We start from the raw sequence: 22,620 nt of genomic DNA on the forward strand, positions 1-22,620 counted from the left end.
CTAGCTCCTTTCAAATCAAATGAAGTAGTTGTTTCAAAGCGGGTTCTAACGTTTCGTAACGGAAGCGAAAACCGTGATTGAGTGCTTTCGTCGGGACGACTTTCGCCCCTTCAAGGACGATGACACTCTTCTCTCCTAGCGCGAGCTTGAGGAGCGGTGCTGGGGTAGGTGCCCAAGGCGGGCGATGCATCACGCGTCCGAGCGTTTTTCCAAACTCATTCATCGTGACGGGCGTCGGTGCCGTGCCGTTGACGGGGCCTTCGATGGAAGTCGTCTCGATGATATGGACAAACAGGCGAACGAGGTCGTCCAAATGAATCCACGGTACCCATTGCTGTCCTGAGCCGAGCCGTCCTCCGACACCGAGCGTGTACGGCAGTTTCATGAGCGGGAAGGCACCGCCGTCATTCGATAAGACGACACCGGTCCGCATCGTGACGAGGCGAATTCCCATGTCTTTGATCGGGGCCGCCTCTTTCTCCCACAATACACAGACGTTTCCTAAGAAGTTGGTCCGGTCCGGGAGTGGGGTCGCTTCGGAATACGTGATGGAACGGTCTTCCCCGTAAATCCCGATGGCGGATCCGCTGATGACGACGCTCGGCTTGCGTTTCATATTTTTAATGATCCGAACGACTTCTTTCGTCCCGTCGATTCGGCTTTGAAGAATGGCTTGTTTCTGTTTATGTGTCCAGCGTCCATCGTTGATGGAGGCGCCAGCCAAATGGATGAAGGCGTCGACGTCTTGCAACTCGGACTCAGGATGGCTGTCAGGCGTCAACCATTCAACGAACGAGATCCCTCCTTGTCGTGGGCGCGGGCGGCGCGTCAATACGACGACTTGATGTCCGGCCTCGGCGAGCGCGCGGACGAGCGGGCGACCGATTAGTCCGGTTCCGCCGGTGATTGCAATTTTCATAAGTCTCCCTCCAGTATATTGAAGCGATTTCAAAACGGGTATGGGTTCCATAAAGAAAGCGGACCGTTCGTATTGTGAATACCCTTTCTTCTAACTTATCAAAAATCCTGCTCGAAAGGGGAACGTGATATGTTAGAAGCAGGAAATGGAGGGATTTCGTGAAAATTGCCAAGTTTACGACCCAGAAGAAAAATAAAGACCGGCTCAACGTGTACGTCGAGAAGGACGGGCGTGAGGAGTTTGCGTTCGCCATCGACCTCGACGTCTTCATTAAGTATGAATTGACGAAAGGGATGGAGCTCGAAGACGACTTCGTCCGTGACGTTCTTCAAGCCGAAGAAGAACAAAAAGCATATAAAGCGGCCGTCAATTATTTATCGTACCGAATGCGTGCCGTTTCAGAGGTGCGTGACTACCTCGTGAAGAAAGAGATAGATGAGGCAGCCATCAAACGCGTCATCGAGCGATTGATCGAACAGCGCTACTTGAACGATGCTGAATTTGCCAAAGCCTATACCCAGACGAAGTTCAATACGAGTCCGAGCGGACCGATCAAAATCAAACGAGAACTCACCCAGCTTCGAATCGACGCTGACATCATTGAAGAAGTCATCGGCGCAATTTCGCACGAAGACCAGCTTGAAAAGGCCGGAAAGTTCGTAAATAGGAAACAAATGGAAACAAATCGCCGTTCTGCCACAGAAGTGCAACAAAGAATTCAACAAACCCTGATGCAAAGGGGATTTACGTTTGATATCATTTCAGAGGCGATTCTCACGTTTTGGGAGAACGAGGATGAGGACGTTGAACTTTCGGCTTGTTTGACACAGGCGGAAAAATTAAATCGGAAGTTCAGTGGATATGCCCCATATGAGCGGAAACAGCGGATGAAGATGCAGCTTCGACGCAAAGGTTTTCCATATGAGGTGATTGATCGGGCTTTAGATCGACTCGCTGAACAAGAGTCATAACGGGAGATTCATTTACGGTAGGGGAAAAATCTGAAAAGGTGGGTCTACATTGACGATTTTTGAATGGATTACAGCACTCATGCCGATTGTGGCAGTGCTCGTATTATTGGTCATTATGCGTTTACCGGCGTCGGTCGCGATGCCGCTCTCGCTCGTATTGACGGCAGGACTGGCGTTCTTCGTCTGGCAACTCGATGCGACACGGATTATGGCGGCGACGTTACAAGGACTCGTGATCGCCGTCACGACGGTCTGGATTGTGTACGGTGCGATTGGGATGATGAATACGATGAAAGAGGGCGGCGGTATGAACGCGATTCGCTCTGGATTCGTTAACATCACACCGGACCCCCGGATTCAAGTGCTCATCGTCGGCTGGTTGTTCGTCTCATTCATCGAAGGTGCTTCGGGCTTCGGGACACCAGCTACGGTTGCGGCGCCACTGTTGATCGCCCTCGGCTTCCCGCCGATTGCAGCGGTCGTCATCGCTTTATCGGCCGACGTCTCGGCGGTCACGTTCGGTGCGGTCGGCACACCAGCTTTAATCGGAATTGGGAACGGGCTGTCGCTTGACGTCAATCAACCGGAAACGATCGAGTTTTTGACAAGCGTCGTCTTACAGACGGTACTCATCGACATGTTCGTCGGTTTGTTGATTCCGTTTATCTTGATTTTGATGCTGACCCGATTCTTCAGTAAAGAGAAGTCAATCAAGCCGGCGCTCGAAGTGTTCCCGATTGCCATTATCGCGGCACTCGTTTACAGTATCCCGGCCTACATTTGGACACTCATCCTCGGATTTGAATTCGGGGGCATGCTCGGCGGGTTGACGGGTCTCGTCATCCTCGTCGCAATGGCACGCAAAGGGATCCTCATGCCAAAACGGGTGTGGACGTTCGACGGTTATGCCGATGAGATCGAGCAGCCGCTTGAGAAGCCGTCTGTCGGTAAAGGCAAACGTGAACTTCCGCAGTGGAAGGCGTGGGCACCATATTTGATTTTGACGATTTTCCTCGTGTTGACACGGACCGTTCCATTCTTGAATGAATTGGCACGTAGCGTCCGCATTGACTTGCCAAACATCATCGGGGTCGAAGGAATCTCGACGTCGTGGGAACCGTTCTATTCGCCAGGGTTCATGTTCATCTTGACGATGATTGCGACATTCTTCCTCCACAACATGAGCTGGTCACAAGTGACTTCGGTCTTTAAAGCGACGACGCTCGGTGTCGTCGGGACGGCCATCACGCTCGCTGCGTCAGTGCCGATGGTTCGAATCTTCATTCACTCAGAAAATGGTGGAGCTGGTCTGGCTTCGATGCCGGTCGAACTCGCCACGGCTGCAGCCGATACGTTCGGCGGTGTCTGGCCGCTCGTCGCACCATGGATTGGGGCGCTCGGCGCCTTCGTTTCCGGATCGGCCACGTTCTCAAACATGATGTTCTCAAGTTTGACGACGAATGTCGCCGAATCCGTTGGTTTGAACGAGACGCTCGCGTTATCGATGCAGATGGCAGGAGCCAACGCCGGTAACATGATTTGTGTGTTGAACGTCGTCGCGGTCGCCTCGGTCGCAGGTCTTCTTGGGAAAGAAGGAACGATCATTCGCTATACGCTCATGCCGATGATTTACTACGTGACGGCGACTGGCCTTGTTGGCTTGATGCTCGCCACCTTCTTCTTGTAAAAAAGTTACAAATTATTTACGACAATAATATTGACAATTTTCTGAACAGTCTGCTAAGGTTTTAGTAGATTTTCAAACTATGAACAGAGAGGAGCCAGCATGATGAAGTACATTCCAACACTACAACGCACACACACAACATCATATGGCTACTCGTATTTGACTGCGTAATTTGGCAGCTGGATAGGGGTAGTGTCCTTTCCCTGACCATGCAAAAGACTGAAGACTCAGAAGCGTACTTCATCCGATTGGTTGCACAATCAGGTGACGTGCGCTTTTTTTGCGTGCGCGGAAAGGACGGAAGGGGGAATCAGTCATGAAACTGATTAAACAACTAGATTGGTTTATTAAAAGACAGAAGCGGACGTATATCGTCGCCATCATCCTGCTCATCATCACCGGAGTCGTCGATATGCTGCCGCCATGGATTATCGGACAGGCGATCGATGCCATCCGCGAAGGGAGCTTGACGACGGAACGTCTCGTCATGATCGTCGGATCATTGCTCAGTATCATGGTTTTATCATACGTCCTTTCATATCTATGGATCGCCCGTCTGTTTGGGACGGCGTTCCTGCTCGAGAAAAAATTGCGGGCCCGTTTCTTCGGCCACTTGCTCCGGCAGACACCGCGCTTCTATCAACAGCACCGCACCGGGGATTTGATGGCGCTCGCGACGAACGATTTGAAGGCGGTGGAACGGACGGCCGGGTTCGGCGTCATGACGCTCGTCGACTCGTTCAATATGACGCTCATCGCCCTCACAATCATGGGCGTGTTCATCGATTGGAAGTTGACGCTCGCCGCACTCTTGCCGATGCCGCTTCTCGCCTGGTCGATGAATAAGCTCGGACGCCAAATCCATGCTCGCTTCACAGCGGCACAGGACGCGTTCGGCGTGATGAACGACCAAGTCGTCGAATCGATTTCAGGCCTTCGGGTCGTCCGTTCGTTCGTCCAAGAAGAGGCGGACACGAAGAAATTCGACACGATCACCGACGACGTGATGGCGAAAAACATGCACGTCGCGAAAATCGACGTCTTGTTCGAACCGGTCATTAAACTGCTCGTCGGCTTGAGCTATTTGATCGGTTTGTCGTTCGGAACGTATCTCGTGTTCACGAACGACATCACACTCGGACAGCTCGTCTCGTTCAACATCTATCTCGGGATGCTCATTTGGCCGATGTACGCGTTCGGGGAACTGATCAACGTCGTGCAACGGGGGACGGCCAGCCTTGAACGAATCGAGGCGACGATGAACGAGACACCGGACGTCGTCTCGACCGGCACGGTCGAAGTCGGCGTCCCGGAGAAAATCACGTTCAAATCACTATCGTTCCAATATCCAGGATCGACCCGAGCCTCGCTTGAAGACATCGTCTTGCACGTGTCGCGTGGCGAGACGATTGGCATCGTCGGACCGACCGGGGCCGGGAAGACGACGCTATTGCGTCAAATGCTCCGCGAGTATCCAATCGATGACTCGCTACTCGTCAACGGGGTCCCGATTCACGACATCAAACTCGATACCGTGCGCGGTTGGAGCGGTTACGTCTCGCAAGAACATTTGCTGTTCTCGAAAACGGTCCGTGACAATATCTTGTTCGGCTCAAACGATGCGACGGAACAAGACCTTGAAACGGCGATTCGACTTGCGGCGTTCGATACCGATATCGAGCATTTAGAGAACGGTCTCGACACGGTCGTCGGGGAACAAGGGGTCATGCTCTCGGGTGGCCAGAAACAACGGCTCTCGATTGCCCGCGCTCTCTTGAAAGACCCAGAGATCCTCTTGCTCGACGATTCGCTTTCAGCGGTCGACGCCAAGACGGAAGCACGCATCATCGATTCGGTCCGGACGAGCCGGGCCGAACAGACGACGTTCATCGTCGCGCACCGCCTGTCCGCTGTCGCCCATGCCGACCAGATTCTTGTGCTGCAAGACGGTCGCGTCACAGAGCGGGGCACACATGACCAACTGATGGAACGACGCGGTTGGTATTATGAACAATACGTTCGACAAGGAGAGTCGGAGTAATCCGGGAAAGGGGGAATCTCTCATGATCGATCAATACGAATTAGATCCAGTCCGCAGGAAAAAAACGATCCGTTCACTCGTCGGCTATGCCAAACAAGTGAGACGCTCGATTTTCCTCGGTTTGACCTTACTATTTTTAGCGGTCGGCGCCGAACTAGCCGGACCGTATATCGCCAAAATTATCATCGACGACCATATCGTCGCCATCGAGCGCGATTGGGTTCAAGTCGAGTCAGGCGGGAGTGTCGACTTTGACGGCAACTCCTATGAAAAAGAGACACGGCTCGACGGAGAGACCGTCGTCCGACCTGTCTCGATCGTTCAGACGACGGACGGATACTATCTCGTCCCAGACGCTGTCATGAGTGGTGGGGTACGTGAAGTCGAAGACGGCGTCCTCACCATCACACGGAGCGAGGAATCAGCGACGTACGACAATATCGTGCCGCTCTCCTCGACCGATGTGTTTCAATTTTATGAGACGGATCTTCAGGCCGTGCTTATGTTATCTGCCTTGTACGTCGTCTTGCTTCTTATCGCGGCCGGTTTGAACTGGGGGCAACAGATGCTCCTCCAGCGATCGGCCCATAAGATTGTCAAGACGATGCGACTCGACGTCATGCGACATTTGCAGACGATTCCGGTCCGCTACTTTGACCAGACACCGATCGGGAAAATCGTCAGCCGCGTCACGAATGACACTGAGACGATTCGCGACCTATATTTAGGCGTGCTTGCACGCGTCTTCCAAAGCGTCGTCATGATGATTGGTGTCCTGATCGCCATGTTCTTCTTGGACGTGCGCCTCGGTCTCGTCTCGCTCATCATCATCCCGGTCGTCATCGTCTGGATTAAGCTGTTCCAACGCCTGTCGACCCGAAACAACTTCCGTGTCCGTGCCCTCGTCGCGGATATGAACGCCCAATTGAATGAGAGCATCCAGACGATGCCGATCATTCAATCGTACGTCAAAGAAGATCTCGTCTATGACGAGTTCAACGAGAAAAACAGCGACAACTTCCAAACGAGACGGAAACTGCTCAAACTGGATGCGCTCATGTCGCACAACTTGGTCAACTTCTTCCGCAACATGGCGCTCGCCTTACTCATCTGGGTCGTCGGTGCGCAGACGCTTGGAACGGGCAGCGTGCTCACGCTCGGGATTTTATACGCCTATATCGATTACGTGTCACGGATCTTTGAGCCGGTCACACAAATCATGAACCAACTGTCCCCGCTCCAACAAGCGCTCGTCTCGGCAGACCGGATGTTCCAGTTGCTCGACGAGAAAGGGGAAGACGTGTCCACGGAACGGATTGCACGCTTTAAAGGCGAGGTCGCCTTCGAGGACGTGTCGTTCAGCTATGAGGCCGGGAAACCGGTGCTTCAACACATCGATATCCATGCGGAACCGGGTGAGACGGTGGCGCTCGTCGGTCATACGGGCAGCGGCAAGAGTTCGATCATGAACCTGCTCATGCGTTTTTATGACCCGTCAGAAGGAACGCTCAACATTGATGGCATGGACGTGACGAAACTGCCGACGCAAGCCGTCCGCGCCCATCTCGGTATCGTGCTCCAAGACCCGTTCTTGTTCACGGGCTCGATTCGAACGAACGTGACGCTCGGTGACGAGACGATCTCGGACGAGCGGATTTGGCAAGCGTTGACGGCGGTCGGAGCCGAGCGATTCGTCAAACAGTTGCCACACGGAATAGACGAGCCGGTCATCGAACGCGGCGCCTCGCTCTCGAGCGGAGAGCGCCAGTTGATCAGTTTCGCCCGTGCCCTCGTCTTCGACCCAGCCATCCTTGTCTTAGATGAGGCGACGGCAAGTGTCGATTCGGAGACAGAAGCGCTCATCCAAGACGCGCTCAAGACGCTCACATACGGGCGGACGACGTTCGTCATCGCGCACCGTCTCTCGACGATACGGGAAGCAGACCAAATCCTCGTCCTCGATCACGGTCACATCATCGAGCGAGGCAACCATCAATCACTCATCGCTGATGGCGGGGTCTACGCCCGGATGCATGAGTTGCAAAGTAAACAACAAGCCATCAGTTGAGGAGGTCTTATGGAAATTATCGGAAAGCATAACCGGGCCAAAGTGTTCAATGAACGGATTGACGATACGACGCGGGCCCAAATCCAAACGCTCGTCGACCAACCGTTCACGCGAGGCGCCTCGATTCGAATCATGCCGGACATGCATGCCGGCAAAGGATCGGTCGTCGGAACGACGATGACGATTCACGACAAGGTCGTGCCGAACCTCGTCGGCGTCGACCTTGGGTGTGGCATGCTCTGTACGGAAATCAAGGTAAAGCGCATCGACTTTCAACGGCTCGACGACGTCATCCGCCAATATGTACCGAGCGGGATGAACATCCGGGATACAGCACACCCGTACGCGTCTGAGCTCCCACTCGAGGATGTGCGGGCGCCTTATAAGCTCGACCGGGCCCTCCGCTCGGTCGGCACGCTCGGCTCGGGCAATCATTTCATCGAAGTGAACCGGGACGAAGCCGGACGCACGTTTCTCGTCATCCACTCCGGCTCACGCCACCTCGGTGTCCAAATCGCTGACCATTATCAACAGTTGGCGGTCGAGCACATGATGAAGACGGTCGACATTCGAGACGAGATTGAACGGATGAAGGCGACGGGACGGCAGCAGGACATCTCGGTCTATCTCGAGACGGAGCGCGAGGCACGGAATCGTTTCCGCGACCTCGCCTACGTCGAAGGGGAAGCGATGGAAGATTACATGCACGACGTGCGCATCGCACAGCAATATGCGGCCGCCAACCGTCTCGCCATGACCGACGTTATCGTTGAGGCGATGAACTGGAACGTCGTCGACCAATTCGATACGGTCCACAATTATATCGATCACGACGCGATGATGCTTCGGAAAGGGGCCATCTCGGCGCGGAACGGGGAGCGGGTCATCATCCCGATGAACATGCGCGACGGCTCGCTCATCTGTACCGGGAAAGGCAACCCGGATTGGAACTACTCGGGTCCACATGGCGCCGGTCGGGTCATGTCACGCTCGGCAGCGCGGAAACGGGTTGACTTCAAAGAGTTCAAACGATCAATGGAAGGGGTTTGGTCGAGCTCGGTCCGGCCGTCGACGATTGACGAATCACCGTTCGTCTATAAGTCGATGAAAGAGATTGTCCGCTATATCGAACCGGCCGTCACGATTGATCAAGTCATCAAACCACTGTATAACTTCAAGGCGAACTGAAAGGGCGAATTCAGTTTCGCCTTTTTCTTTTCCGCGAAAAATCTGATACGCTACAAGAGAGGTGAGCGAAATGGAAAAACGATTGAGTGATTTATCAAAATATGAACTCGAACAAGAGATTCGGGCGCTCCATGAACGGAAGCGGAAAGCCGAGCAGATGGGCATGGTCAGTGAGATTGAGGTCGTCTTGCGACGAATTGCGATTGCTGAGAGTTATTTGATCGACCCGAACTCGTTCAAGCCGGGAGCGACGTATATCGTCAACTATAATGACCGTCCATTCCGATTGAAGTTTGTGAACGGCGTCATGGGTTGGGGGACATTCGAAGGCGAGACGGCTGAGCATGCGATTCCGCTCTCGGAGCTGTCGGAGGTGAACGCATGAACCGGACCGAACAATACGAGCGCTTGGCACACATCTTGAAACAGAAAAATGATGTCTTAAGCGACGTGGAGGCGTTGACGTGGGTCGAAGTGCTGTGGGAGGACTTTGAGACGACACTCGCCCGGGCCGGAGAACCATATCCGGGAGAAGCAAAATCGTTCCAGTATGTCGTGCAACAGATTGATGCGTACGGACCGCAACTCCACTTGTTTCAAACGAAAAATGAGAAGTTCAAGCACTTGATGTCAAAGCGCGACCTTCATTGAAAAATCACGCCATAATTGGCGTGATTTTTTGCTTGCAAACAACTCACAATCCGTTATAATAAAGGTCGCTATTAGTTCGTTTCATAGTTAAGTATTTATAAACTTTCTTTAGTTGGAATCATCTTTCACTAAACTTGAGACGAGGCCGAAAGGAGGGAATGTGACTTGGACGTCGGTCAAAAAATCAAACGGCTCCGCGTCAAGAAGGGCTTGACGCAAGAAGAGCTGGCCGAACGCACGGATTTGAGTAAAGGGTATATCTCTCAAATCGAGCGTGATTTGAGTTCACCTTCGCTTGAGACATTATTCGACTTGTTAGAAGTACTAGGTTGCTCACCGAAAGAATTTTTCGATGAAGAGATCTTTCAAAAGGTAAGTTTTAGCGAAGACGACCGGACCGTGTATGTGGATGAGGAACGAAAATACCGGACCGAATGGCTCATCCCGGAATCGAACGAAAAAGAGATGGAACCGATTTTGCTGACCTTCTCCAAACATGGGGAATTCAAGCGCTATGAGCCTTCCCGTTCTGAGACGTTCGTCTACGTCCTGTCAGGGCGGGTCGCCTTGAAGCTCGGCCATCACACGTATTTCGCCAAAGCGGGAGAAACATTATATTACGTCGCTTCGGATTCACATCAGCTCGTCAACGACTGTGATGGCGAGAGTGAATGTTTGATCGTCGCGACCCATTCATATTTATAAGGGAGGAACCGAAATGAACCCAGAAACGATTATCCGCTTTGACAACGTGTCGAAGCGTTACGATGACACCGTCGTCTTGGAAAACATTAGCTTTGAGATTGAACGAGGGAAATTCTATACGTTGCTCGGACCGTCTGGATGTGGGAAGACGACGATTTTGCGTCTGATCGCAGGTTTCACGGATGCGACAGAAGGCGACATCCAGTTCAACGGGAAGCGCATTAACGACGTCCCAGCGAACAAACGTCAAGTGAACACTGTGTTTCAAGACTATGCGCTCTTCCCGCACTTGAACGTGTTCGAGAATGTCGCATTCGGTCTGCGCATCAAAAAGATGAAAGAAGCGGACGTGAAGACGAAAGTCGAACAAGCGCTCAAATTCGTCAACCTGAAAGGGTACGAGTCACGTGAAATCGATGAGATGTCAGGCGGGCAACGCCAGCGTGTCGCCATCGCCCGTGCCATCGTCAACGAACCGGAAGTCATTTTGCTCGATGAGCCGCTCTCGGCGCTCGATTTGAAGCTCCGGACGGAGATGCAATATGAGCTTCGTGAATTGCAACAGCGTCTCGGCATCACGTTCATCTTTGTCACGCACGACCAAGAAGAAGCGCTCGCCATGTCGGATGAGATTTTCGTCATGAATAACGGGAAGATCGTCCAAAGCGGGACACCGACCGACATTTACGATGAGCCGATCAACCGTTTCGTCGCCGATTTTATCGGAGAGTCGAATATCGTACCGGGCGTCATGCCAGAAGATAACATTGTCACGTTCGCCGGGAAGACGTTCGATTGTGTCGACCAAGGGTTTGATCGCAATGAAAAAGTCGAAGTCATCATCCGTCCGGAAGATTTGGAGATGACGTCGGTCGACTCGGCGAAACTCGTCGTCGATGTCGACTCGCAACTGTTCCGCGGCGTCCACTATGAGATTTGCTGCTATGACCAAGAAGGGAACGAATGGCTCGTCCATTCAACGAAAAAATCGGTCGTCGGCTCAAAAATCGGCCTCACGTTCGATGACGAGGCGATTCACGTCATGCGCTTAGGGGAGACGGAGGAAGAGTTCGACCGTCGTCTCGAGTCCTATGAGGAGGTCGCTCATGAATCAAACTAGTCAAACCGCGAAGACGGTCTATTTGACGACCTATTGGTTATGGATCGCGCTGTTCGTCATCGCGCCGCTCCTGCTCGTCGTCTATTACTCGTTTTTTGATATCGAAGGGAACTTGAGTTTAGAGAACTATCAGATGTTCTTCACGTCGACATATTTGACGATGACGTTGTCTTCCTTCTGGTATGCGTTCTTGATCACGTTCTTCTCGCTCTTGATCGGGTATCCGACCGCCTATTTATTGACGAAGACAAAGCATAAGCAACTTTGGCTTTTGCTCATCATTTTGCCATCATGGATCAACTTATTGCTTAAAGCCTATGCATTCCTCGGAATTTTCGGGACGTATGGCATCACGAACCAATTTTTAGAGGCGATTGGCATCGGGACACAACAGATTTTGTTCACGGACTTTAGTTTCGTATTCGTGTCGGTCTATATCTTCATCCCGTTCATGATCTTGCCGATTTATAACGCCATTGAAAAGCTCCCGCCGTCGCTCGTCTATGCGTCGCGTGACCTCGGGGCCTCGAACTGGACGACATTCCGCCGGGTCATCTTCCCGCTCACGCTCGACGGCGTGAAGTCAGGGATTCAAATCGTCTTTATCCCGGCATTGTCACTGTTCATGATCACCCGACTCATCGCCGGAAACCGAGTCATCACGCTCGGGACGGCGATTGAACAACAATTCCTCGTCACGCAAAACTGGGGCATGGGCTCGACGATTGCCGTGTTCTTGATTTTGGCGATGGTCCTCGTCATGGTCATCACGCGTGACTGGGGCGCGAAAGGAGCGGTGCGTCGATGAAACCGAAAAAATTTAAATTAGCCAACCTCTATTTGATGGCGGTGTTCTTCATCCTCTACGCACCAATCATCTACTTGGTCGTCTACTCGTTCAACAGTGGCGGGACGATGAGTAACTTTGAAGGCTTCACGCTCGACTGGTACAAGTCGCTCTTTACCGACACCCGCCTGCTCGTCATCGTCTTGAACACGATCGTCATCGCTCTGCTGTCGGCGACGATCTCGACCGTGCTCGGCGTCATCGGCGCGCTCGCCATCTATACGGCGCGGCAACGCTTCACGAAGACGTCGCTCTTGTCGCTCAACAACGTGTTGATCGTCAGTCCGGACGTCATCATCGGGGCGTCGTTCCTCATCCTGTTCACGATGCTCGGGATTCAGCTCGGTTTCTACTCGGTGCTATTGGCGCATATCGCCTTCTCGGTGCCGATCGTCGTCATCTTGGTCTTGCCGAAGCTGCAAGAGATGAGCCCGACGCTCATCGATGCGTCGCGTGACCTCGGCGCGAGCACGTGGGACGTGTTGACGAAAGTCATCTTGCCGTATATCACACCGGGCATCTTCGCCGGGTTCTTCACGGCGCTCACGTATTCGCTCGATGACTTTGCCGTCACATTCTTCGTGACCGGCAACGGCTTTACGACACTTGCCGTCGAAGTCTACTCACGGGCTCGCCAAGGCATCTCGCTCGAAATTAACGCTTTGTCAGCCATCTTGTTCTTGTTCACACTCATTCTCGTCCTTGGGTATTATGTACTTGCCCAACGCGGTGGTAAAGCGAAGGAGGTAAGACGATGAAAAAATTGGTCATCATGTTGACGGTGCCGGTCCTCGTCAGTGCCGCTCTTTTGCTCTGGGTGTATCAAATCAATATGGCGCAAGGGTTTGGCGGCGATAACACGCTTGTCGTCTACAACTGGGGCGATTACATCGATGAAGACTTGATTGGCGAGTTCGAGGAAGAGACGGGCTTGAAAGTCATCTATCAGACGTTCGATTCGAACGAGGCGATGCTCACGAAAATCGAGCAAGGCGGTACGGCGTTCGACATTGCGGTCCCGTCGGATTACGCCATCAGTAAAATGATCGAAGAGGACCTGCTCTTGCCGATCGATTATGACAAGCTCGAGAACTTCGATAACATTGACCCACGTTTCCTCGACAAGTCGTTCGATCCGGGTAACACGTACTCGGTCCCTTACTTCTGGGGAACGGTCGGTATCGTGTACAACCCTGAGCTCGTCGACGGTGAGATTACGTCATGGAACGACCTATGGGACATGCCGCTCGAGAATGACATCTTGCTCGCAGACGGGACTCGTGAGGTGATGGGCTTCGGTCTGAACTCGCTCGGTTACTCGCTCAACACGACGGACAAAGACGAGTTGCTCGAGGCGGAGAAAAAGCTCGAGACGCTCTGGCCGAACATCAAAGCGATCGTCGGCGATGAAATCAAGATGCTCATGGCCAATCGCGAAGCGGCCGCGGCCGTCGTCTGGTCTGGAGATGCTTCCGAGATTATGTACGAGAACGAAGAGTTGACGTACGTGATCCCGGAAGAAGGGACGAATCTCTGGTTCGACAACCTCGTCATCCCGAACACATCGAAAAACGTCGAAGGCGCGCACCAGTTCATCGACTTCATGCTCGACGCAGAAATCGCGGCCCGCAATACCGACTATGTCGGCTATTCGACGCCGAACGAAGCGGCACTTGAATTCTTGGATGAAGAAGTGACGTCAGACGAACGTTTTTATCCGTCAAAAGACGTGACAGATGAGCTCGAAGTGTATGAGAACTTAGGCAAGCGCATGAACGCGTACTACAACGAACTCTACTTGCGCTTTAAAATGCAAAGTAAATAAAAGGAGTCCCGCTCACCGTGAGCGGGACTTTTTTGGATGGGGCGGGGAATCACGTCACCCGTTGCTTGGCAGCGATATGGGCCTCCCTGACGGCTTCGTCCGCAGATGCGAATTGGAGCAGCTGCTCGTAGATGGCCGTCTGTTCCGCCAACGTCAACCGGGCCTCGCCTGGCAAGGCAATCTGCTGTTTCCATGTCTTCCGGTTCAATACGGGAACGTCCGCCACGTCGATGCGTTTCAAGGTCGACCGGTCGCTGAAGACGATCCAAGAGTGGAGCAGACTCCGCTCCACAGCAAGCGTTTGTTCCATCGCTTTCATATGCAACTCGTTTTGTTTAATCGGATTGAAAAAGCGGAACTTCTTTCGATTCGGCATCGACTGCGTCCAGTGCCGTTCTTGTTCATGTCCAAAAATCCAGCCGCTATAATTTTTTGACTCAATCACGTGGACACCACTCTGGTTGATGAACACCACATCGATTTCAGTCGTACGCTCTCGATTCTTTGGGTGAGGCAAATATAGATTCGTCAAGATGAAGGGATTCGGGACGCGCTCCTCGATGGCGGCGACACATAAATACTCGCCGTATAAGCCGGTGTCTTGAACGACTTTGAAATAGCTGTGTCCGGTCTGGGCGTAATAGCGGCTCCGTTTATAGCGCTTGACCTTCGTATACAACATACCGCTCATCACCAGGAACAAAGGAGCGAATAGACTGACCAATGAAATCAACATTCCGTTGAACGTGCTCGTTAGAAGCTCGGACATAGGCTGCCTCCTTTCGTGTCTCTCTTTACTATATCGAATCGAGCCGATTTTTAGGTTGATTTTTGGGGATAATTGGAAATGTGATTTTAAGAAAAAGATGTCTATTGATTGAAAAAAGACCAGCCATCGAGATGACTGGTCTTCTACATTCAGCTTTGATGCAACTCGGCCCGTTCTTCGTCCGTGAACACACGGGAACGACTTAAAAATCGTTTTCCTTCCACGCCCTCGACCGAGAACATGCCGCCCCGGCCCTCGACGACGTCGATGATGAGCTGGGTGTGTTTCCAATAATCGTATTGCTTCTCGTGCATATAGAACGGACACCCACCAATCTCACCGAGCAGGACGTCATGATCCCCGATCATGAACTCATCTTGGGGGAAACACATCGGGGAGCTCCCGTCACAACAACCGCCCGACTGGTGAAACAAGAGCGGTCCATGTTTTCGTTTCAGCTGTTCGAGGAGCGCAAGCGTGGCGGGGGTGGCCTCGACGCGATTCACCATCTCAGAAGAACCCGAGTTTTTGTTCGCTATAGCTGACGAGCATGTTTTTCGTCCGTTGATAATGGTTGAGCATCATCTTATGGTTCTCGCGGCCAATCCCAGACATCTTGTATCCGCCGAACGCGGCATGGGCCGGATATTGGTGATAGCAGTTGATCCAGACGCGACCCGCTTGAATCTCGCGACCGAACCGGTAAGCCCGATTCATGTCACGGGTCCAAACGCCGGCGCCGAGTCCATATAACGTGTCATTCGCGATGGCGAGCGCCTCGGCATCGTCCTTGAACGTCGTCACCGACAAGACCGGTCCGAAAATCTCTTCTTGGAAGATACGCATCTTGTTATGGCCTTTGAAGATGGTCGGCTGCACGTAATAACCGTCAGCGAGTTCGCCGTCCATCATGTTGCGCTCGCCGCCGATGAGGCATTCCGCGCCCTCCGACTTTCCGATCTCCAAGTACGACAAGATTTTTTCCATCTGCTCATTTGATGCTTGGGCACCCATCATGACGTCAGGGTCGAGCGGATTTCCGAGTTTGATCGCTTTGACCCGTTCGAGGACGCGTTCCATGAATGGCTCATAAATCGACTCGTGGATGAGCGCGCGTGATGGGCACGTGCATACCTCGCCTTGGTTCAAGGCGAACATGACGAGTCCTTCGATCGACTTGTCAAAGAAATCATCATCGGCGTCCATGATGTCGGCAAAGAAAATGTTCGGCGATTTGCCGCCGAGTTCGAGCGTGACCGGGATGATGTTTTGTGAGGCATACTGCATGATGAGTCGACCTGTCGTCGTCTCACCCGTGAACGCGACCTTATCGACGCGGTCGCTCGACGCGAGCGGTTTGCCGGCCTCGAGTCCGAACCCGTTGACGATATTCAACACGCCTGGCGGGAGCAAGTCTTCAATCAATTCCATGAGCACCATGATGGAAGCAGGCGTCTGTTCAGCTGGTTTCAACACGATACAGTTTCCGGCAGCAAGAGCCGGCGCGACTTTCCAGACCGCCATCAAAATCGGGAAGTTCCATGGGATGATTTGGGCGACGACACCGAGCGGTTCATTGAAATGATAAGCGACCGTGTCGTTGTCGAGTTCACTGATGCCGCCTTCCTGTGACCGGATGACGCCCGCAAAATAGCGGAAGTGATCGATGGCGAGCGGAAGGTCGGCGTTGAGCGTCTCACGGACGGCTTTCCCGTTCTCCCACGTCTCAGCGTAGGCGAGCATTTCGAGGTTCGCTTCCATACGATCGGCGATTTTATTTAAAATGACAGAGCGTTCGGTGACCGACGTTTTGCCCCAGGCGTCTTTGGCGGCATGGGCAGAATCCAAGGCGAGCTCGATATCTTCTTTCGTTGAGCGGGCGACTTCGCATAAAACTTTACCATTTACCGGAGAGGTGTTCTCAAAATATTCTCCCCCTGCAGGCGCGGTCCACTTTCCGTTGATGTAGTTTTCATAGCGGTCTTTAAAGTGAACTTTCGTGCCTGTCGAGTTTGGGACTTCATAAATCATGGTCGTTCCTCCCTTTTCCGTAAAGTGTAGGGACCTTATGTATGCGCTTACATTTTACTGTAAGTCAACAGCTCCCTTTTTTCATCGTAACGGGTTGGTGTGATAAAAGTCAAAATTTTTCGACAATAATTTGTCACATTTAAACGGAAATGTTTTGAAGTCAAGATTTGTGGTAAACATCATATTAGCATCAATTTTAAATCGAAGGAGTGGACGTAATAATGGCAAAAACATATCAAGTCGACCCGGCACACAGTTCGATTACATTTACGGTCAAGCATATGATGATCTCGAAAGTAAAAGGGGAGTTCAAAGACTTTCACGTCGAAGCGAACGGACAACCGGACGATCTCGCGAACGCCCGCGTGAACGTGACGATCAAGGCGGCATCGATCGATACGAATAACAGCGATCGCGACAACCATTTACGGTCCGGAGACTTCTTCGATGTGGAGCAACACGAGGACATCGTGTTCGAGTCGACATCGTTCCGCTCAAAAGGCGGCGGTGAATTCGAACTGACCGGGAATTTGACAATTCGCGGGACGACCCGGGAAGAGACGTTCGAAGTCGAATATGAGGGAAGCGCGAAAGATCCATGGGGCAACATGAAGCACGCCTTCACCGGTGACGGGTCAATCAACCGGGAAGATTACGGATTGACGTGGAACCAGGCGCTTGAAGCGGGCGGCGTCCTCGTCGATAAAAAAGTGAAGTTTGACTTTGAGCTCCAGTTCACGGAGTCGGAGGCATAAAAAAAAAAAGTCGCTCTCGCGAGCGACTTTTTACTGTTCGTAGGCCAATTTCTTTTGTAAGCTCTCTTCGCTGAACACCCAACCGGTGAACGAAGACAACACTTCGTTTGACACTTCATCGACGATGACGACGGCGACGAACGGATAAATGTCTTTCGAAAAGTAGCGCAAGTTCGTGAAGCGATATTCAATCATGCCATTGTGGCGTGTGACCGTATACGTGTGAATCTTCGAAAACTCAAGGAACGATTGAAGATCCGCATTTTTACGGGCCTCCACGAAGTGAAGGTCGTCTTCCCCAGGCATCGGCTTGTCACGGAAACGACCACATTCGATGACCGTTCCTTTTTTCACTTTGACTGCTCCTAAACCGTTGCGGAATCGAACGGCGACGTGCCAGTCATCCCAGCCGATCCCCGGCGAGATGAACAGTTCGTGGGCGCCGGCGAAGTGACGGGCGACCGTGGCGAGGGCGCGATTACGCAATTTGAACTGGATGGCGTAATAGCTGATGACGAGCGCAATGAGCAGTGCAAAAATCGGGACAGTCGCCCCTGTGATAAGCCATAATACATATGCGCCGTAATAGGCAGAGAACAAATACGGATCGAACGTCCCGATGACGCCCCAGCCAATCCATTTCTTCGAAAATGGTTGGAGGGCTTGCGTCCCGTAGGCGTTGAACAAGTCGACCGTGACGTGCAACAGCACGGCGATTTGTGCCATGACCCATAATGAGGCAGGGTTGACGCCAAGCGCGGGTCCGATGACAGCGCTGACGATGATCGGCCAGGCGAGGAGTGCGGTGATTCCGTGTGAACGACCGCGGTGCTGGCGTAAATACGTGCTATTTCCTTTTAGTTTGAAGACCGTGTCAAAGTCCGGAGCATGCGAGCCGACGAGAGCCGTCGCTGTCATGGCTAGAAACATTTGTGCGTCGCCTGACACCTCTGGGCTGAGGGTCGCGATTGCACTTAAACCAAGTCCCATCCCAATGTGAGTAGCAGTATCCAATGTGCTTCAGCACCTCCATAAGTAGAAAAAACGGCGTTATTTGATCCATTTCATCATACAATATTTTTAAAACGAGGGGAAACGAAATGCTCGATGTTGATAAATTGTTCACAAATTATAATATTCAAGAATTTAACACAAATTTAGTGACGTGGTTCAACCGCGAAAAGCGAGATTTGCCGTGGCGTCACGGGAAAAATCCGTATCGCGTCTGGGTGAGTGAGGTCATGCTCCAACAGACGCGCGTCGATACCGTCATCCCATACTATAACCGTTTCATGGAGCGCTTCCCGACGATTGAGGCATTGGCAGCGGCCGAACCCGATGAGGTCGTCAAATATTGGGAAGGACTCGGTTATTACTCACGGGTCCGAAACCTTCATCAAGCCGTCCGGGAAGTCGTTGCCGTGTACGATGGCATCGTCCCCGAGGAAAAAGAGCGGTTCGAAAAACTAAAAGGCGTCGGGCCGTATACGACCGGGGCCGTGCTCTCGATTGCCTACAATCAGCCGGAACCGGCCGTCGATGGCAACGTCATGCGCGTCATGTCCCGACAATTCGGGATTTATGACGACATCGCCATCCCAAAAACGCGGAAATTGTTTGAGCAAGTCGTGCGTCGACTGATGGACCCGGCGCATGCCTCGGACTTTAACGAAGGCATCATGGAACTCGGGGCGACGGTATGTACGCCGAAAAAACCGATGTGTTCGCTTTGTCCCGTTCAAGACGATTGTTATGCTTATACCCATAACGTTCAAGATGAACTCCCGGTCAAGACGAAAAAAGGGGCGTCTCGGATTGAAATGTATGATGCGCTTTATTGTCGACAAGAGGGCCGCACGGCCTATATGAAGCGGCCGGAAACAGGTCTTCTCGCTGGAATGTGGCAATATCCGCTTACAGACCGGGGAACGGGGGAACAGTTAAACGGAACCTATGTTGGACAAGTGAAACATGTGTTTTCCCACATCGTCTGGTACATCGACTTATATGAAGTCGAGACGTTACCGGCAGGGGAATGGACTTGGCTCGACGAAGAGGCACGGGACGTGGTGACCGTATCGGTCGCCCAACAAAAATTAGAGCAGATGGCAGGTGCAAAAGATGAGACAGTTTGACGTACGAACGCCATATGACACATCCGTTGACACGCTTTGGACGCTGCTTCAAGATGCTTCGCTCTTATCAACACTGACATCGTTCCCGAAAGTGACGCTCCTTGGGGATGGGGCGTCGGTCGAGGGGAATCTCGTTCAATTGCGGGTTGGTGTCGGTCCAGTTTCATTACCGTGGAACAGTGCCATCACATTGACCGGGAATTACGCTTTTTGTGACCAAGGTGTGAAGTTGCCGTTTCCGTTCCGTCGCTTCAGCCATGTCCATCGGGTCGAACAAGTCGGAGGACAGGCTGTCATGGTCGATGAGGTCACATTCGATAGTTACGTACCGACCGTCCTTGTCGAATACTTCGTGCTTCGACCGATGTTCAAAGCGCGAGCCAAAGCATTCCAAAAAACACTAAATTCGTGAAAATAAGAGATTTCCTTTTTCATTGGTTCTGAAAGTCGCTATAATTAAATATGAGAATTGTATAGCATCATAGCGGAAAGGAGGAGCTTATGAGCTTATTTCCCAAAGCAGGTAGCAAGATCGAGATACAGAGCTACAAGCACAACGGAACTTTGCATCGCGTTTGGGAAGAAACGCTCGTCCTTCAGTCGTCAAAAACGGATATGATCGGATTCAATGACCGCATCATGGTCAGTGAGTCAGACGGCCGGCAATGGAGAACTCGTGAGCCGGCAATTTGCTACTTTTCATCTGAGTTTTGGTTCAATGTCATCTGCATGATTCGCGAAGATGGGATTTACTACTACTGTAATCTAGGTTCGCCGACAACGTTCGATGGGGCAGAACGTGCCATCAAGTACATCGATTACGATTTGGACATCAAGGTGTTCCCGGATATGTCGTACACGATTTTAGATGAGGATGAATATGAGCGGCATCGTCGCGAGATGAATTATCCGAAAGCGATTGATCGAATCTTGAAACAGAACGTTCAAGAACTTATTAACTGGATTCGAGGACGGAAAGGGCCGTTCAACCCAACATTCGTCGATGAATGGTATCGCGAATACGAAGCACGTTACCGGAGATGATTGCTCATCTCCGCTTTTTTCTTGAAGGAGGAACTAATGGGTAGTATTAAACGTTATTTAAAGTTCGTTAAACCGTATAAAAAACAAATCGCGCTGACCATCTTCGTCGGGATTTTGAAATTCTCCATCCCGCTCGGGTTGCCGCTCCTTTATAAATATGTCATCGATAACTATTTGACGGAAGATGCTCCGGCTGCCGACTACACGGAGCTCGTCTGGCTGTTCAGCATCGTCTTCTTCGTCTTCCTCGTCTTGAAGCCACCGATTGAATACTTACGCCAATATTTGGCGCAATGGGCGGCGACGCGGATTTTGTTCGACGTCCGGAACCGATTGTTCGACCACGTCCAAAAGTTGTCGCTCCGCTACTATTCGAACAATAAGACGGGACAAATCATCTCGCGCATCATCAACGATGTCGAGCAGACGAAAGATTTCGTCATCACCGGTCTGATGAACATCTGGCTCGATATGGTCACGATTTTGATTGCCATCGCCATCATGTACACGATTGACCCGCAGCTGACGCTCATCGCCGTCTTGCCGCTCCCGTTCTACGCCATCGCCGTCCGTTACTTCTATGGACGATTGCGCCGGCTCACGCGGGAACGCTCGGCCGCCCTTGCGGACCTTCAAGGTCATTTGACCGAACGCGTCAACGGGATGGCCGTCATCCGCAGCTTCGCGCTCGAACCGTATGAGAACAAAGCGTTCGAAGAACAAAACGGCGGTTTCTTGAAGGCTGCTCTCCGCCATACGGGGTGGAACGCGAAGACGTACGTCGTCGTCTCGACGATCACCGACATCGCTCCAATTTTGATTTTCACGACGGCCTCATGGCTCGTCTTGCAAGGGGACGTCTCGCTCGGGACGCTCGTCGCCTTTATCGCCTATATCGACCGTCTCTATGCACCGCTCGGTCGTCTCGTTAACTCGGCGACGACGCTCACGCAATCAGTCGCTTCGATGGACCGTGTGTTTGAATTCCTCGATGAGCCGTACGACATCGAAGAGAAGCATAGCGCATTCGTACCTGTACAAACGGCTGGCGATATCGAACTCGACCGGGTCAGCTTCGCTTATGAGAAAGACGGAGCCCGGGCTCTCCACGATGTCAGCTTGCACATCCGTTCTGGAGAGCGGGTCGCGTTCGTCGGCATGTCTGGCGGCGGGAAATCGACGCTCGTCAGCCTGATTCCACGGTTTTATGACGTCACGTCAGGCAGCATTAAAATTGACGGTACCGACGTCCGCGATTTTAAACTGCGGGCCCTCCGTGACCAAATCGGGATGGTTATGCAAGACTCGGTCCTCTTCAGTGAATCGGTCGCGATGAATATTCGGATGGGGAATCCGGAAGCGAGTGACGAAGATGTGATCGCCGCCGCGAAAGCTGCCAACGCCCATGAGTTCATCTCAAACTTGCCGGACGGCTATAATACGCCGGTCGGGGAGAAAGGGGTTAAACTGTCAGGTGGGCAAAAGCAACGGCTCGCCATCGCCCGGGTCTTCTTGAAACATCCACCGATCATCATTCTCGACGAAGCGACGAGTGCGCTTGACCTTGAGAGTGAGGCGATGATTCAGGATTCGCTCGCGCGATTGACGAGAGGCAGAACGACGCTCATCGTCGCGCACCGATTGTCGACCATCACCGACGCCGATAAAATCGTCGTCGTCGATAACGGACAAATCATGGAGACCGGGACGCATGAAGAACTGATGCGTCGCCGCGGCGCCTATTACGATTTGTATATGATTCAAGATTTAGCAGTCGTCGAATGAGACGGGACCTCGAGGAAACTCGAGGTCTTTTTGTTTTCCGTGACAGTGAGACGGGAATGAAGAAACGACATGCCAAAAG

At 52.3% G+C, this 22,620-nt stretch carries 22 protein-coding genes; 17 read left to right on the forward strand and 5 right to left on the reverse strand.

All coding sequences use genetic code 11. The features are described from left to right. Positions 1 to 10: 10 nt before the first annotated feature. A complete protein-coding gene (locus tag KNP79_RS11220) occupies positions 11 to 919 on the reverse strand; it encodes a TIGR01777 family oxidoreductase (protein WP_215192392.1) in 909 nt (302 codons plus the stop codon). A gap of 158 nt (positions 920 to 1,077) precedes the next feature. Between KNP79_RS11220 and recX the strand changes: the two genes are divergently transcribed. The 12 genes from recX (at position 1,078) to KNP79_RS11280 (ending at position 14,022) form a co-directional block, all read left to right on the forward strand. After that, positions 1,078 to 1,890, forward strand: a complete 813-nt coding sequence (gene recX / locus KNP79_RS11225) for a recombination regulator RecX (RefSeq protein WP_214708787.1) — start codon at positions 1,078 to 1,080, stop codon at positions 1,888 to 1,890. 49 nt (positions 1,891 to 1,939) lie between these two features. After that, positions 1,940 to 3,577, forward strand: a complete 1,638-nt coding sequence (locus KNP79_RS11230) for an L-lactate permease (RefSeq protein WP_052090274.1) — start codon at positions 1,940 to 1,942, stop codon at positions 3,575 to 3,577. A 316-nt stretch (positions 3,578 to 3,893) separates the two neighbouring features. Beyond that, positions 3,894 to 5,618, forward strand: a complete 1,725-nt coding sequence (locus KNP79_RS11235) for an ABC transporter ATP-binding protein (RefSeq protein ID WP_214797574.1) — start codon at positions 3,894 to 3,896, stop codon at positions 5,616 to 5,618. Positions 5,619 to 5,640: 22 nt separating this feature from the next. Next, positions 5,641 to 7,686 carry an ABC transporter ATP-binding protein gene (locus KNP79_RS11240; RefSeq protein WP_215192394.1) on the forward strand — a complete coding sequence of 682 codons (2,046 nt, stop codon included), beginning with the start codon at positions 5,641 to 5,643 and terminating at the stop codon, positions 7,684 to 7,686. A 9-nt stretch (positions 7,687 to 7,695) separates the two neighbouring features. Beyond that, positions 7,696 to 8,874 (forward strand): RNA-splicing ligase RtcB, encoded by a 1,179-nt coding sequence (locus KNP79_RS11245; RefSeq protein WP_034781001.1) that lies wholly within the window; start codon positions 7,696 to 7,698, stop codon positions 8,872 to 8,874. Between the two features lie 70 nt (positions 8,875 to 8,944). Continuing rightward, positions 8,945 to 9,259 (forward strand): YfhH family protein, encoded by a 315-nt coding sequence (locus KNP79_RS11250; RefSeq protein WP_138859914.1) that lies wholly within the window; start codon positions 8,945 to 8,947, stop codon positions 9,257 to 9,259. Continuing rightward, the gene (locus KNP79_RS11255) at positions 9,256 to 9,525 is read left to right on the forward strand and encodes a YfhJ family protein (protein ID WP_214797572.1); all 270 of its coding nucleotides are present in this window, start codon (positions 9,256 to 9,258) and stop codon (positions 9,523 to 9,525) included. Before KNP79_RS11250 ends, KNP79_RS11255 begins: the two co-directional genes overlap by 4 nt. A 165-nt stretch (positions 9,526 to 9,690) precedes the next feature. Next, positions 9,691 to 10,230: a helix-turn-helix domain-containing protein gene (locus KNP79_RS11260; protein WP_215192396.1), complete on the forward strand. Its 540-nt coding sequence runs from the start codon at positions 9,691 to 9,693 to the stop codon at positions 10,228 to 10,230. A gap of 13 nt (positions 10,231 to 10,243) precedes the next feature. Next, positions 10,244 to 11,350, forward strand: coding sequence for an ABC transporter ATP-binding protein (locus tag KNP79_RS11265; protein ID WP_034780995.1), 1,107 nt, complete (start codon positions 10,244 to 10,246; stop codon positions 11,348 to 11,350). After that, positions 11,337 to 12,158 carry an ABC transporter permease gene (locus KNP79_RS11270; RefSeq protein ID WP_034780994.1) on the forward strand — a complete coding sequence of 274 codons (822 nt, stop codon included), beginning with the start codon at positions 11,337 to 11,339 and terminating at the stop codon, positions 12,156 to 12,158. Before KNP79_RS11265 ends, KNP79_RS11270 begins: the two co-directional genes overlap by 14 nt. Next, positions 12,155 to 12,955 (forward strand): ABC transporter permease, encoded by an 801-nt coding sequence (locus KNP79_RS11275; RefSeq protein WP_034780992.1) that lies wholly within the window; start codon positions 12,155 to 12,157, stop codon positions 12,953 to 12,955. The genes KNP79_RS11270 and KNP79_RS11275 overlap by 4 nt, the downstream gene beginning before the upstream one ends. Further along, a complete protein-coding gene (locus KNP79_RS11280) occupies positions 12,952 to 14,022 on the forward strand; it encodes an ABC transporter substrate-binding protein (RefSeq protein ID WP_138859911.1) in 1,071 nt (356 codons plus the stop codon). Before KNP79_RS11275 ends, KNP79_RS11280 begins: the two co-directional genes overlap by 4 nt. Before the next feature lie 49 nt (positions 14,023 to 14,071). On the opposite strand, the gene KNP79_RS11285 is transcribed toward KNP79_RS11280, so the two are convergent. From KNP79_RS11285 to exaC, 3 genes are all read right to left on the reverse strand, one after another. Next, complete coding sequence (locus KNP79_RS11285) at positions 14,072 to 14,791, reverse strand: nuclease-related domain-containing protein (protein ID WP_215192398.1); 720 nt, start codon at positions 14,789 to 14,791, stop codon at positions 14,072 to 14,074. Between the two features lie 149 nt (positions 14,792 to 14,940). Next, a complete protein-coding gene (locus tag KNP79_RS11290) occupies positions 14,941 to 15,300 on the reverse strand; it encodes a DUF779 domain-containing protein (RefSeq protein WP_214793294.1) in 360 nt (119 codons plus the stop codon). A gap of 1 nt (position 15,301) precedes the next feature. After that, positions 15,302 to 16,822, reverse strand: a complete 1,521-nt coding sequence (exaC, locus tag KNP79_RS11295) for an acetaldehyde dehydrogenase ExaC (protein ID WP_021067746.1) — start codon at positions 16,820 to 16,822, stop codon at positions 15,302 to 15,304. 221 nt (positions 16,823 to 17,043) lie between these two features. Here exaC and KNP79_RS11300 point away from each other — a divergent pair, with 221 nt between their 5' ends. After that, positions 17,044 to 17,577, forward strand: coding sequence for a YceI family protein (locus tag KNP79_RS11300; protein ID WP_034780985.1), 534 nt, complete (start codon positions 17,044 to 17,046; stop codon positions 17,575 to 17,577). A gap of 30 nt (positions 17,578 to 17,607) precedes the next feature. On the opposite strand, the gene KNP79_RS11305 is transcribed toward KNP79_RS11300, so the two are convergent. Then, on the reverse strand, positions 17,608 to 18,567 hold the full coding sequence (locus KNP79_RS11305) for a metal-dependent hydrolase (protein ID WP_251132951.1): 960 nt from the start codon (positions 18,565 to 18,567) through the stop codon (positions 17,608 to 17,610). Positions 18,568 to 18,677: 110 nt separating this feature from the next. On the opposite strand from KNP79_RS11305, the gene mutY reads away from it, so the two are divergent. The 4 genes from mutY to KNP79_RS11325 all read left to right on the forward strand — a co-directional run bounded on the left by mutY (position 18,678) and on the right by KNP79_RS11325 (position 22,541). After that, positions 18,678 to 19,712, forward strand: coding sequence for an A/G-specific adenine glycosylase (gene mutY, locus KNP79_RS11310; RefSeq protein WP_214794134.1), 1,035 nt, complete (start codon positions 18,678 to 18,680; stop codon positions 19,710 to 19,712). Then, a complete protein-coding gene (locus KNP79_RS11315) occupies positions 19,699 to 20,124 on the forward strand; it encodes an SRPBCC family protein (RefSeq protein WP_034780979.1) in 426 nt (141 codons plus the stop codon). The genes mutY and KNP79_RS11315 overlap by 14 nt, the downstream gene beginning before the upstream one ends. 89 nt (positions 20,125 to 20,213) lie before the next feature. Continuing rightward, on the forward strand, positions 20,214 to 20,756 hold the full coding sequence (ntdP, locus tag KNP79_RS11320; protein ID WP_021067741.1) for a nucleoside tri-diphosphate phosphatase: 543 nt from the start codon (positions 20,214 to 20,216) through the stop codon (positions 20,754 to 20,756). Positions 20,757 to 20,792: 36 nt separating this feature from the next. After that, positions 20,793 to 22,541, forward strand: coding sequence for an ABC transporter ATP-binding protein (locus tag KNP79_RS11325; RefSeq protein ID WP_214797566.1), 1,749 nt, complete (start codon positions 20,793 to 20,795; stop codon positions 22,539 to 22,541). Positions 22,542 to 22,620: the final 79 nt, after the last annotated feature.

This window comes from Exiguobacterium sp. s7, from assembly GCF_018618195.1.
Lineage (GTDB): Bacteria > Bacillota > Bacilli > Exiguobacteriales > Exiguobacteriaceae > Exiguobacterium > Exiguobacterium mexicanum_A.